This window comes from Desulfothermus sp. (genome assembly GCF_053993635.1).
The window spans coordinates 1-14,148 of record NZ_JBMYBT010000045.1; the positions used below are offsets into that span (position 1 = coordinate 1).

The following is a 14,148-nucleotide window of genomic DNA, read 5'->3' on the forward strand; positions in this document are numbered from 1 at the left end:
ATTGACGCAATTTTAATGCCTTATCTAAAAAAACAGGATATTTTTCTTTATATAGATATTGGTAACAACACTGAGTATGAATACAATATGTTATTTTCCGACCTAACAGAACAATATGTAAAAATAAACAGTGGTTATAGGAGTTAAAAGCAGGGGCAAACTTAAACATTTAAAAGGGATAAAGAAAATCCTTATCTTGCTAACCCAAAAAAACTCGCCTGTTTTAGGTTATGTCAAATTCAAAAAACAAACCCCTATTTTAATACTTGAAAAGTGTTTACATATTGTATACAGCTAAAAAGATTTTTTGCAATACCCAAGGTTAAGGAGTAAAAAACAATGAGAAAAAAGTCTGCATTTTTAGAACTAAAAGAAAAAGAAAGGGAAAAGAGAAGGGAACTAATATTAGAAGCTGCCACTCACTTATTTTCCACCCAAAACTTTTCTGATATAGGGATGAGGGACATTGCTGAAGAAGCAGGAATTTCTCCAGCATCTATTTATAGATATTTCCCAAATAGAGATGCTATATTACTTGAAGTCTTAGGGCAAAACATAAACGAAGGAAGAATCAAGCAGCTAAAGAGGCTGGAGCACGGAGCCAATTCGCTAGAAGAATTTGCACTTGGAATAGTTGATTTCTTTTTTGACAAAGAAGCCACTTTACACATGCTTGCCCATTTTCTCTTAAATGAAAAAGTAGATGAGCAAATCTTAAACCAATTCAAGCTCACTCAGAAGTTTTTTCTGGAACACTTTGCCAATTTATTAAAAAATATAGGCATTTCCATTGATAATATTCAAGAATTTGCAGAAGTCTTTTTTGCATCCATACTTGGAATTATAATAACCTTTAAAAACACTACTGAAAAAGATAGAAATAAGGCAAGAGAAGAGATACATAAGATAGTAAAATTCACTTGCAAAGTATTTGAAAAGGCATTAAACTGTATTGTGTAAGACAGATTTTATACTTTCTGGAGATCATTCATGGCAACAAATATTTTGTTGGAGACTGGTACTAACGAGTTAGAAATAGTTGAATTCTATATTGAAAAGGCTCAAGGGATAAAAGAATATTACGGGATAAATGTAATTAAAGTTCAGGAGATAATTAGATATCCTGAAGTGACTAAAATACCTGCAAGACCTCATCCTTGCTTTCTGGGCCTCATCAGGTTGAGAGAAGAAGTTATACCCCTTTTAGACCTTGGAATATACTTATACAACACACCATTGGACTCAAGTGGGAAGGTCATTGTTACAGAATTCAATCGCATGAAGGTAGCATTTTTGGTTTCTGGTCTTACTAGAATACATAGAATAAGTTGGGAAAATGTATCTCCACCTGTGGACATTGATTATGAAGGTAAGACACCCTGTATTACAGGAGTAGTCAAATTTGACTCGAGGATTATATTCACCTTGGACGTAGAAAAAATAGTAGCAGAAATGGTACCTATCTTCTTAGAAGAGGGTATAATCACACATGAGCAGGCTCAAAAAAAATACAAAGTACTCATTGCTGATGACTCACCCACTGTAAGAAATATGTTAATTGACCACCTAAAGGGTTTTGATATTCATACAGCAAAAAATGGAAAAGAGGCATGGGAGTATCTAGTTAATCTAAAGCAAGGAGAAGGAGATATTTTAACAAGATGCAATCTTGTGATTACTGACATTGAAATGCCCCAAATGGATGGATTTACTCTGACAAAAAAAATCAAAGAAGACCCTGTATTAAATAAAATCCCTGTTATCTTATTCTCATCAGTGATTACAGATACAATACGCCACAAAGGGCAATCTGTTGGTGCTGACGATCAGATATCAAAACCTGAATTAGTAGAGCTTGCAAAAAGGGCTTTACAACTAATAGAAAAGGCCAATAATTGATAACCATTAATTGCTATTTGCACAACACATCATATAATCACAAAATCTACAAAAATTAGGCTCTACTGGCCCAAATATAGGTCCTTCTTTAATATGGTTAACCAAAAATTTTAATATGTCTTCAAATGTATTTTTAAAAAAAATGTTATATTGGTCTAAAAAATCAGGTTTTAACCTTCTTACATCTTTGTATAAAATCTCTCTTCCATCTTTTGATAAATCAACAAAGCCACCTATAATATTTTTAAAATTATCATTTTTATGTCCATACAAATATATGTAAAATGGAATTTGAATGTCCTTTAAATATCTATATAAGTTATAAAATCCATCAACATCATTAATAGAAGGAATCTCAAATTCTCTGAAAATATCTCCAGAATTTGGTATCCTACCTGTTTTGTAATCCAAAATAAATATATAATCATCTCTTTTATCTATCCTATCTATTTTCCCTTTAAGTATGTACGTATTTTTATCCAACGCCAATTCTAGCTGCATCTCTTTTTCCAGAGCTATTATTTCTGTTTTCTCTGGTAAATTTTCAAGAAAATTTTTCAGCCTGTATTTTGCAGATACAACAAACATCTCTTTTTTAGATCTTGAAATCTTCTTAAAAATAGAATTTTCATTAAAAAGACATAAAAAGATATCAAATAACGAGTCAAAATTTAAATCCTTTTTAAGGATAATACCATTATTAGCCTTAATGTATTCTCTAAAAAACAACTCTAATGTTTTATGGACAATATTTCCTATCTCATTTGTTGGAATTTGATCAGTCTTCGGTGTGGTAGTTAATTTTAAGACATATTGGAACAAAAACTTTTTCGGACATTTAATATATGTATTTAACATTGTAGGACTGATAAAATTTAACATTGAAGATATATTTTTTTTAATATCCTCACTTTTTTCTAAAACAATATTATTTATTTCTGGAATGGTTATGTTCTCTTTAGATTTTTTCATCTCTACTGTGTAATCTTTTGTCTCAAAAACAGTATCAGAATCTTTTATTATCTTTTGTATGTGTTTTTCAAAGTCCCAAATCAATTTTTCTATAAATCTGGACCTGGTCTTTTTCCCTTCTAAACTTCCTGTTGATACTGTCTTATTTTGATATAGTAATGATACGTCAATTGAACTCTTAACAAGCCTCTCAAAATGATATGCATATATATTTTCTTCCTTTCCTCTGGTAGAAAACCCCATTACTTGACGTAGCTCTTGAGGCAAAAGGGGGGAGGGAGTTGGTACAGAAGGCAAAATACCCTCATTTGCGTCAATAATCATAAGATGATCAAATCCTAGATCTCGGCTCTCCAAAACACCCATTATCTGAATTCCCTTAATGGGCTCTCCTTCAAAAGGGACCTTGAGCGAAGTCATTATGTTTTTGGCTATAGAGTATAGCTCTGGAGTCTTCATGGTTACATTGGAAAAAATGGACCAAGAGAGGGAATCATTAATTGTACCCAGAAGATAAAATACAAATTCCTTTTCTATTGTTTCCAAACCTATTTCCAAGGATTCTACAAAATCAAGCAAGGAAATTAATGCCTCACCAAGTTCCTTTAAGGATTTACTACCTTCAAAAGGGGCTATAATATTGGAAAAAAAATCTTCTATAAATTTAACAAGCTCATAAGTATTTACTCCTGATTTTTCAATTTCTTCGGAAAACTCATAACACAAGGATATTGCCTCTTGTTTGGTAACAAAAGGATCTAAACGCTTTACTAAACAGCTAACAACCACCTGGAACTTATTAAATTCTCTGAAATAAGGTCCTCTAAGCAACTTTATAAACAGATTTGTTGGATATCCATATCTCTCATCCTTTTTTAAAATCATCTTAAACAGCAGATCTATTAAAACATAAATCCCACTTAACTGAAACGGATATCCCATTGTTATGTTTATCTCTAACTCGCTTGGTATATGAAACAAAATTGGAATTAAACTGCTGGGATTTGGGACAATAATGGCTACTTCATCAGGTCCTTTGACCTTTTCTTTTAAATCTAACAACTTATTTTTTACTTGTTTTAGCTCTGTGTGTAGGTCATGGGAATCAAAAAAGGTTATTTTTCTCCTTTCCCCGTCAGGCTCAACTTTGACAGGCTTTAGGTCACTGATATTCCAATCTCTTTGCCATTCTTTATATACGTTTGGCAAATCCTCATAATCTGCCTGCCAGTAAAAAACTCCATCTGCATCATAAAATTTTTTAAGTATCAGTGATTCTGCGTTGGTTAAGGCAAAAAAGCCTACAAAATAAAATTTTCCATTTATTTTTAGGTCATCTATTTTTGCAAGATAGCTCAACTTCTTTGAATGGGTTATCCATTTATTTTTTTCTAAATACTCATTATATTTTTTATAAATCTTGCCCACCCGCTCAAGTAACATGGCCCCAGTATCGCCCACTTTTTCAACAGGTGGATACAATACATCTTGAGGCTCTACCAACTCAGTATCAAATTCTCTAAAGATCTTTGATAACTCAAAGACCCAGAAAAAAAACTCTCCAAAGCCCTTGTGATATTTTTCAGGCAAAATATCCATGGCAGCTAAATAAGCTACATATGCCTGCTCCATCTCACTTAACGTTGTATAAGTTGCAGCTTCACCACCATACTCAAAAAAAAGTTCCTTTACCCAGTCCTCAAAACCAAACCATTTACCCAAAAAACATGGTTTATCAATATATTGGGATAAATAGTAATTAAAAAAATGAATTGATCTGTTATGGGTAAAAATTACATTGACATGAGATAACTCTTTATTTTCCATTGCAACTTCTTTTGCAACCACTTTTAAGAGTTTTGCATAAAATGGAACTATTTTTATTGTTCCCATCCTCTTGCTTCCACTACTTTGTTAGAAAATATATAAATCAGAAAACCTAAAACGGGCTTTTTAAACATTTTCTTTAAATAAAATATATATTCTCTTAATTGAGCTATATTTTTTTTGTAACCATCTTCTGAATATTCACTCTTAAATTCCAAGACATAAACCTTTTCCTTTGAGATTATCACTTTATCTGGCCTTATTGTTTTGTAGCTATTATTCAAAGGAATAATAATATCTCTTTCACTGAAGTTTTTAGCATCTTTAATAAACATTATGTTTTTTAATTTAGGGTGATCTACAATATTTTTTATTGGATTTATAAAATCTTTTTCAATGTTCCACTTATAAAATTTTTCTCCAAAATAAGAAATAGCCTTCAATGTAATTTCATCTAAATTTTTAATATCCTCCTTAGATTTTATTTTTGACATTATAAAATGGACAATTTCTCCTTTTTTGATATTATCAATATTATCTGATTCAGAGGAAATTTTTTTTATAATTATTTTTGGATAAAACATATATAACCTTTACTGTATATCTGTCACATTTAAATTTGCCTTTTGTATTAATTTTTCAATCCATTTTGAAAACAGAGAAGGCCCTGTTTTTTTATAATCTAATAAATACAAATAAATCCCTTTCTTGGCCCTGGTCAATGCAACATAAAAGAGATTTATAAGTTCCATTGCATTATATGCAATATCTTCATCCCTCATTTTTTTTACATCTGTTAAAAACAATTCTGCCTTTTTGCACAAAGATACCAATTCTGAATCTTTGACTACTATGCGACCCCTTTGATCTAGGTCCCAGTCTGTATAGGGGATATATACATAATCAAATTCAAGACCTTTGGCCTTATGGATGGTCATAACCTGCACTGCCATGCTATCTTCTGGCAAGCCAATCTGTGAATCAAGCCCTCCTGATTCCAAAAAATCAAGGTAATCTTCTAAACACAATCGCCCTTCTGTTTCCACTTCATAGGTAAGTTCTAAAAGCTTTTCCCAAAAGACCCTGTGGTCTTGCAATTCATTAGAATAAAATCTCTCTTCTAAGTTTAAGAGATTGGATATTATCATTAAAAGTTCATAACAAGATACATAAGTTACATATTTTTTTATCTCATCTAGCAATTCATCAATGGCTGCAATGAGTTTGGTGTATTTTTCTTTAAAATAAGTTGATATTAATTTATGTTCATTAATGTGTTTTTCTGGCAATATCCCTGAGACTAAGACTCCATATTGGGCAACAGTATCCAAAGGGTCTAAAATAAGACGCAAAAGGCAATAAATGCCGCGAATAAGTGTAGATGCCCACAAATTTAAGGAATTTTCTGTTATAACAGGGATATTTTTTTCAAGGAGCCATGAGGAGACTTCTTTGGCCTGTTCATTACTCCTAACTAATATTGCCAGTGTATCAAACCCATTTTTAGTGGAGATGCGATCCCATAATTCTTTTACACTATTTGTTAAATGTTTCTTTAAACCATTTTGGACATCTTCCCTCTCTCCCTTTAATCGCAATAGGTAAATAGAGGAATCTTCAAAAGCAGGGACCTTTGGGACCTGTTTTACGTCCTTGTAGTTATGAGAAAGAGACTGAGCAAATTGTTGCCTAACACTTTTATCTCTGTTTTTTCCAAGCACTGTCAAAGAAAACTCATCATATACCCAATCATAATCTGCTAAGGGCAAAAACATCTTACCAACAAAATCCACAATAGCAGGGTGGGATCTGTAGTTGTATGGAAGTGTACTTTCTTTAATACTATTTATATAAAATGTATTTTTTATATCATTAAATAAGGTCCAATCACCGCCCCTCCACCTATAAATTGCCTGTTTTACATCTCCAACAACAAAAACAGTGCCCCCTCTTGATATGGCTTCTTCCAAGAGGGGTAAGAGCCCTTCCCATTGCTCCCTGGATGTATCTTGAAACTCATCAAACAAAAAATATAATAATTTCTCTCCAAGATAGGCATAAATCAAAGGAAGACAACCCTGTTTAATTATCTGTTCTTTAATATGTTCTATCCATGTACTAAGGAGGGTCACTCTATTTTTTCTACAAACTTCATCCACATATCTAGTAAGCTCATTTAATGCGTAGGTATAGCCAACTGCTTGATAATAGGCAAATTTCCCTATTAAGCGACTAAATTCTTCAACACTCTTATTAAAATCTTCATATACCTTTTTAAACTTCTTTAAATCTTCTTTATCTACCTTGGGAAGTTCCTTCTTTTTAAAGAGATCTTTAAAATTATATTTCCAAAAGGCTTTATCTACTATTTCTTCCTCAGCCAGATCAACTCTTAATGACCTCAATTTTGATTTATTTAAATGAGGATTCAATTTTGCACACCACTTATAGAAATTATCATAGGTTTTTCTAACCTTTTCCCTTAATAAATAATATTTATCAATTTCTAATTCAACAGGTCTAATTCCTTTATAAGCATGTTTATATAGTTCTAAAAACCTCCTTTTTATTCCATTTTCTGGATAAAATCCCCTTTTTTGTTCTACATTTAAATAAGTAGTCAAGAGTTCTAGAAATTTATCATAATTATTTTCAATTAAATTTTTCAACATTAAATCAAATGATTCATCTATTATTTCATCTAGAGAAAACACCACGTCTAGTTCAGGACTCATATTTAATTCAAAACAAAACCCCTTAAATAGAGAAAATAAAAGAGAGTCTATTGTTTTAACATTAAAATCTGTGTAATTTTCAATTACAATATCCAGCCATTTAATTGCATCTTGTTTTTTTAGACCTGATATTCTAGTTAGCTCAATTCCAAAATCCGTACTAAGGGCAATATTTTTTAAAAAGTATAAAATCCTCTCTTTCATTTCATAGGCAGCTTTGTTGGTAAAGGTAATTGCTATTATTTTTCTTAAATGGAAGGGATTTGGGAAAGATAAATTTAACATCTTTAAAAAATTAATTGCCAGTTCAAAGGTCTTACCTGAACCTGCTGATGCCTTAATAATTGAAATTGATGGAATGGATTTTTCTTTTGTAAATTCCATAAGATAAAGACCAAAAATCTTTTAATTATATTGTAGAGACTGTCTCTTCGAAATTATATTGGGAATTGATAAGAAAAATAAAGGTCTATCCCTTTTTCCTTCACATATCTTTGAACTGGAGGGGAGGACTGGTAGGTAACTAAAACAGGAAAAATCTCTGTTCCTATAAAATCTTTTACTTTAGATATTGTCTTTAAAAAATTGTCAACATCTCTTTTTTTAAGCTGTGTCTTGCACTCTCCCACGACCCATATAGTATTCCCATTTCTTTTTGCCTTTCCTATAATATTTAGCTCTACGTATTTACCAGGTCCAATTTCTAGGTAATCCCTTTTTAGCGGAGAGATTAATTTTATATTTTTTTCTTTTTCAAGGAGTGGAGGCAGACCAACATATGCTCTATCTTCTAGTATATAGCCAACTGTATGGGCCAGACCACCAAGCTGTTCTCTTGTTTTGCGGTGTTCTCCTATAAGTTTTTTAAGCTCCTGTTCAGTTCTCTGTTGAGCTTCCGCTAGTTCATTTAATCTCTGTTCTGTCCTCTTTTGTGCCTCTGCTAGCTCATTTACCCTCTGCTCTGTCTTCTTTTGTGCCTCTGCTAGGTCAAAGACAATATCCTTTAGCTCATTAAATTCCTTTTTTGTAACAGATTCTTCCCTCTGCCGCTCTATCTCCTCTAAAACGGCAATAAGCACCTCCCTCGTAGAAGGCTCTACTTTTTCAAGTAATCTGATTACATTTGCACTATAAGGCATAAAGTTTTTATAACTTACTCTTTTTATTTTTGCAACTCTATTATAAAAAGAAAAGTACTGAAGGAGAGACAAAAAGTTTACGGGAAAGGTAAAATATCTACATTAAAATGGCTCCCCGGGGCGGACTTGAACCGCCAACATGGTGATTAACAGTCACCCGCTCTGCCGCTTGAGCTACCGGGGATCAATGCAACGGAAAGGGATTATATTTATTTCCTGTTATATGTCAAGGATTAATTTTTTGAATTATAACTATGTGATAACTATATGTATTTGTTATTCTTTTCCTAAAAACACACTAACAAATTTAATTCAGATATCACAGGGGAAATAGCTAGTTATAAATTTTTGCTTAGTGGTCCACAGCATATTTTTAAGCAAAGTTATAAGTACACTCAGTTTCTTCTTCCCAGCCATCCCAGATATAAGCGTTTTCCCTTCCCATGGCTATGATTTTAAAGGCATACCGAATTAACCCTTCATAGAAATTGCAAAATGGTGCAACTGTATTGAGATCTCCATTTAGCATGTACACCTCAGCTGGACATGGGGCGCCGCAGAAATGTCTAACAGCACACGACTTACAGGGCTCTATCTTTTCAACCATTCTACTGGTCACCATCTTGATCTGTTCTTTTTTTAGAATATCAGATAACGGCTCTTCATTAATATTTCCTGCCCTAAACTCTGGAATACCTATAAATTCACTGCATGGGAAGATATCTCCATTGGCAGCCAAAGCAAAGAAACATCTTCCACCACCACATGGAGATATATCGCACATAAGCCTTCTACCAGTTGGCCCCAGGATTCCCGCCATGATATTAGCAAAGTTAGCAACTACCAATTTCCTCCCATGGGACTCATAGAGCTCATATGTTAGATCTAAGGCTTCTATAATCTCTTTTAAAAACACCATATCATCTGGCTTAGAGAGCCTTCCGCCTTCCTGAGTGCAACGAACAGGATTTAGCATTATCACAGGAACCTCTAAATCATAATAAAATCTAACCAGATCCTTTAAAACTGACACATTGTGTTTTGTTACTGTAGTAATCACATTGTAAGCAGGATAATCTGAGAGTTTTTTTATAACTTCAACTACCTTTTTAAAACCACCTTTCCCTGTCCAGCTCTTCCTGGTTGCATTGGCTATTTCCTCCACAGGAGCATCTAAGGATATACCAAGACCCACCTGATTTTTCTTTATGAACTCTAAGTCCTCATCTGTAAGAAGGGTCCCATTGGTCTGAATACCAAAAAGAAAATCATCTTTATACCTGGATATTCCCTCAAAAACAGCATCTTTTACCATCATTGGCTCAGCACCATGGAATATCACCTGTGGTTTGGCATCATCTCCAAGCACATCTTTAAAAAAGATAAGAAGCTTCTCAAGACTGGCGCACACTTCTTTGGGACTCATGGAAATCCCATTTTTCCGTCTCTCCCTTGGAAGATAACAATAAGTGCAATCAAAATTACACCTGTCAGTGGGATTAAAATAAACAGCAGATGGTGGCAGCTTAAATCTAAGGAGCTCCATTTCTTCCTTGAACTCTTTTTCTTTTTTGAGAAAATCCTCTGTCAATTTTCCACTAAGAGCAGAAGGAAGCTCTGATGCATCCACTATTGCCCAAAATCCACTATCTCCCTCAACAACTGCAACCTTATCATCTACACCAATTTCCAAGACAGAAAACCTGGGACCAAAACCGGTATTTACATATGTTCTTTTATTCATGTTATATTTTACCTATTTCTTGGCCTTTGGGGTCAAAAGGATGTAGTGGGAAAGACCAGTATTTTTCCCTATTTTTTTGCACCTGCGACGATAAGATATTACATTTTTCTTCATACCTCATACCTCCTATTTTATTTTTTGCTGTGGACCACTAAGTAAAAATTCATATCTAATTTCCACCTGTAAATAAAAAAGGGACCCAGGAAAACAGCTATTGTTTCCCCGGGCCCCTTTACCATCAGGACACCGTGAATTCCATCTCCTAACAGGTCTTCTGGCTCTCGGATCATCAGTATGTCCCACGGCCTTCCCCCCAAAGTGGACATTGAGAGTGACCGGACCAGACACATTATACTATCTGGCCCCTAGGTGGAACAACCTCCCCGATTACAGCGGCGGGACCGCCACGGATTTTCACCGTGTTCCGAGATGTTAGGAGACATAATTCCTTTGTTTAGGAGATAAATAATAAAAATCCACTAAAAAGTCAACCTATTAAAAAAATCTAATTCCTAATTGATAAATTAATATAGACATAAAGAATGCAGTTAAGGTATTAAAAAACACACTAAAAATTGCCCATTTCCAATTGGATTCCTGGGCAATTGTAACAACAGAGACAAAACATGGGGCATAAATTAGCACAAATATCATGAAACTTAAGGCTTTTATTTTGTTCCAATCTGGATCATTGGCTATTCTCTCAGACAAAGACGATGAATTTTCCACATCCACTTCCCCTAATGAATATGCTGTTCCCAGAGTGGATACAATCACTTCCTTTGCAGCTATTCCACCTATTAGAGCTATATTACTCTTCCAATCAAAACCAGCCATCTTTGTGACGTCTTCTAAGAGAATCCCTAATCTTCCAGCAAACGAATGTGTAAGTGCTATCTTTTTTTTCTCAGCAATTAAGCTTTGAATTTTATCCTGAATTTGCTTTTCCTTAATTTTGTCATAATTGGTCTTTGATAGCTTAAGTTTTAAAGAATTTATTTTTTTATCTAAGGGGATAATTAAACTTTTTGGAGGAGTTGGATAGCTCATCCCTGCCCATATAATAATTGATATCAATAAAATAACAGTTCCAGCCTTTCTTAAATACTGCCAGACTCTCTCCCAGGTATGAATAACAAGACCCTTTAGAGTTGGAAGCCTGTAAGGTGGTAGCTCCATAACAAAAGGAGTGGATTCTCCTCGTATTACGCTTATTCTAAATAGCTTTGCTATAATAAGTGCCCACAACCAGGAAAAAATGGTCAAAAAAAACATAAGCTTATCGCCAGTTTTAGGAAAAAATGCGCTAGCAAGTAACAAGAATACTGGTACCTTTGCGCCACAAGAAAAAAACGGTGCTGTCAAAATAGTGGCTATTTTTTCTTTTGGCCCCCTCAATGTCCTGGTGGCCATAATACCTGGAACTGCACATCCACCTGGGATACCCCCTGAGATTATAAAAGGCATAACTGAATATCCATGGAGACCAAATATCCTTAACACACGATCCAGCATATACGCCATCCTCGCCATGTAACCACTGTCCTCTAAAAAGGCTAAGATGAAAAACATGATCATAATCAAAGGGACAAAACTCATAACCCCGCCTACCCCATCTATAATTCCTGAAATCACAAGGGATTTAAAAAAACCAGGAGGAAGATAGTTAGAGGCCAAGTTAGATAAAAATCCAAAAAAATCTTGAATCAAAGCAAGGGGGTATTCCCCAAACAAAAAAGTCATCTTAAACATTAGATATAAAATAACAACCATAATAAGCGGGCCAATAAATCTGTGTGTCAGAACCCTATCTATTTTATCTGAAATATCCAATCTATCTGGATCAAAACGGTATTTTATTACTCCTTTTAACAGGGAATGAATATAACCATATCTATAATCAGCAACTATTGCCTCTGGAACAGTATTTAAGGTCTTTTCACAATGAGTTGACACCTTATCAACTAGTGACTTTAATTTATTAGACACATCTAAATCCTGCGCATCACCTTGAGACAATATATCTTCATCTTCCTCTAAGTATTTTAAAGCTATCCATCTGGCTGGATATTTTTCAGTTAAAAACTTGTTCTCCTCTACAATGGTTGAAATCTCTTCAATCACGGGATCCAAGTCTGGTCCATATGAAATAGTAAGAGGCGTCCAATCCCTTTTCTCGATTGAACAATCAATCATCCTTTCAATTAACTTATCTTTACCTATACCCTTTTTTGCCACCATTGGCACCACAGGACACTTTAAAAGAGAAGACAATTTATCAATATCTATTTCCATCCCTTTCTTTTCCACCTCATCCATCATATTTAGAACTAAAAGTAAGGGTGCACCAAGTTCCATAAATTGCACAGCCAAATACATGTGTCTCTCTAAATTTGTAGCATCAATAACGTCCACCACCAAAGATGGTCGCTCATTTACAAGAAAATTTCTGGCAACTAACTCCTCTTGAGAATATGCTGTAAGAGAATATGTCCCAGGCAGATCAACAATCCTTAACTTCACATCCCCAAATTTTACATACCCCTCCCTCTTCTCAACTGTAATACCAGGATAATTTCCAACATGCTGCCTTGCACCAGTTAAAAGATTAAAAAGCGTGGTCTTTCCTGAATTGGGGTTGCCAGCAAGGGCTATTGTAAATTCCTTCATATCTCCTCCTGAGGATAGGCCTTATAACCTGAACTTATCAACTTTGGTTAAACTAAACTGATAATCTTGACCTTTATGTATAGTCAATAAAAAACGGACCCAGCAAATAGCATTTTTTTTATTAAAATCCCAATTGTCTTTTTTAGATTCTTTTTTTAAAAACTACCCATGGATGAAATCTCTCTCGAAAAATACATTTTCAAAAAAATTTCTGAGCAAACAAACTTAAACATAAATATAAAGTTAGATAAAATAAAAAAAATTAGCCTGTACATAATTCATTTAAACAAATGGACAAAAAAAGTTAACTTAGTTGGGATAAAAGACCCAAAAATTATTTTTGATGAGCTGATATTAGACTCTATCTACCTTGCTGATTTCATTTTTAAAATTCATAGAGACAAAGGATGCGATAATAATTTTAAGATATTAGATATTGGTGCAGGAGCAGGTATTCCAGGCATACCCCTTAGGATTTTATATGATGCTGGATATTATCTTATGGTTGAACCAAGAAAAAAAAGAGGGGTTTTCATAAATTTAATGATAAATACGCTTGGTCTAAAAGATACAAAAGTCTTTTTTGGAAACATTGAAGAGCTCAAAGAAAAGAACTTTGACTTGTGCTTATCACGGGCCTTTTGTAAATGGGATAAATTTCTAAAACTGTCTAAAAACTACTTAAAACAAACTGGGTATGTTTTAATTTTTTCTAACTCCAAGTGGAATAATCAAAAGTTAAGGGATTTTTATTTTGTAACCCAATATTCTTATATACTACCTTTAAAAAAAGAACGTTATTTTTGGTTGTTTTCAAAAAAAGCCCCTAGTTGAGTATTTTTAAATATAATCCTGGTTGCGGCCTCGTCTGCTACTTCTCCTAATTCCATAAGTTTTTCCAAAAAATCCAATATTTCATATCTCCTTTCTTCTGTAGAATATTCAAAGTCCTCAGCTAAATTTCCAGACCTGAGATATTCAATAAGTTCATCAATATATTTTTCGTTTAAAATCATACCCCTAGCCCCTTTTTTATATAACTTTGTCAAAATTTCCAAAAATCCATAATATAAATATATGCTCCAGTAAAGCCATACAATATGGGCTAGATAAATTTTAGTAAAAAATCTAGACTTGACACTCGCATTTTAATAAAATATAA

General features: G+C 33.6%; 10 protein-coding genes, 1 tRNA gene and 1 riboswitch. Of the genes, 3 read left to right on the plus strand and 8 right to left on the minus strand.

All coding sequences use genetic code 11. The annotated features are described in order from the left end of the window. The first annotated feature begins 339 nt into the window (after positions 1 to 339). Both ACY2V1_RS03320 and ACY2V1_RS03325 read left to right on the plus strand, forming a co-directional pair. Positions 340 to 960, plus strand: coding sequence for a TetR/AcrR family transcriptional regulator (locus ACY2V1_RS03320; protein WP_461833378.1), 621 nt, complete (start codon positions 340 to 342; stop codon positions 958 to 960). A gap of 30 nt (positions 961 to 990) precedes the next feature. Beyond that, complete coding sequence (locus tag ACY2V1_RS03325; protein ID WP_461833379.1) at positions 991 to 1,899, plus strand: chemotaxis protein; 909 nt, start codon at positions 991 to 993, stop codon at positions 1,897 to 1,899. Positions 1,900 to 1,905: 6 nt separating this feature from the next. On the opposite strand, the gene ACY2V1_RS03330 is transcribed toward ACY2V1_RS03325, so the two are convergent. From ACY2V1_RS03330 to feoB, 7 genes are all read right to left on the minus strand, one after another. Beyond that, the gene (locus tag ACY2V1_RS03330) at positions 1,906 to 4,764 is read right to left on the minus strand and encodes a PD-(D/E)XK nuclease family protein (protein WP_461833380.1); all 2,859 of its coding nucleotides are present in this window, start codon (positions 4,762 to 4,764) and stop codon (positions 1,906 to 1,908) included. Beyond that, a complete protein-coding gene (locus ACY2V1_RS03335) occupies positions 4,752 to 5,282 on the minus strand; it encodes a hypothetical protein (protein ID WP_461833381.1) in 531 nt (176 codons plus the stop codon). Before ACY2V1_RS03335 ends, ACY2V1_RS03330 begins: the two co-directional genes overlap by 13 nt. Before the next feature lie 9 nt (positions 5,283 to 5,291). Beyond that, positions 5,292 to 7,817 (minus strand): UvrD-helicase domain-containing protein, encoded by a 2,526-nt coding sequence (locus ACY2V1_RS03340; RefSeq protein ID WP_461833382.1) that lies wholly within the window; start codon positions 7,815 to 7,817, stop codon positions 5,292 to 5,294. Between the two features lie 53 nt (positions 7,818 to 7,870). Continuing rightward, entirely contained in the window at positions 7,871 to 8,572 is a 702-nt protein-coding gene (locus tag ACY2V1_RS03345; RefSeq protein ID WP_461833383.1) for a hypothetical protein, read from the minus strand. 108 nt (positions 8,573 to 8,680) lie between these two features. After that, positions 8,681 to 8,756: transfer RNA gene (locus tag ACY2V1_RS03350), tRNA-Asn, on the minus strand. A 189-nt stretch (positions 8,757 to 8,945) separates the two neighbouring features. Beyond that, on the minus strand, positions 8,946 to 10,316 hold the full coding sequence (cbpB, locus tag ACY2V1_RS03355; protein ID WP_461833384.1) for a peptide-modifying radical SAM enzyme CbpB: 1,371 nt from the start codon (positions 10,314 to 10,316) through the stop codon (positions 8,946 to 8,948). A 247-nt stretch (positions 10,317 to 10,563) separates the two neighbouring features. Next, positions 10,564 to 10,790: riboswitch (cobalamin riboswitch) on the minus strand. Positions 10,791 to 10,811: 21 nt separating this feature from the next. Next, the gene (feoB, locus tag ACY2V1_RS03360; protein ID WP_461833385.1) at positions 10,812 to 12,986 is read right to left on the minus strand and encodes a ferrous iron transport protein B; all 2,175 of its coding nucleotides are present in this window, start codon (positions 12,984 to 12,986) and stop codon (positions 10,812 to 10,814) included. A gap of 168 nt (positions 12,987 to 13,154) precedes the next feature. On the opposite strand from feoB, the gene rsmG reads away from it, so the two are divergent. Continuing rightward, a complete protein-coding gene (gene rsmG / locus ACY2V1_RS03365; protein ID WP_461833386.1) occupies positions 13,155 to 13,820 on the plus strand; it encodes a 16S rRNA (guanine(527)-N(7))-methyltransferase RsmG in 666 nt (221 codons plus the stop codon). Here the strand turns inward: rsmG and ACY2V1_RS03370 are convergent. Then, on the minus strand, positions 13,784 to 14,002 hold the full coding sequence (locus ACY2V1_RS03370; protein WP_461833387.1) for a hypothetical protein: 219 nt from the start codon (positions 14,000 to 14,002) through the stop codon (positions 13,784 to 13,786). The two genes, rsmG and ACY2V1_RS03370, sit on opposite strands and share 37 nt — an antisense overlap. Positions 14,003 to 14,148: the final 146 nt, after the last annotated feature.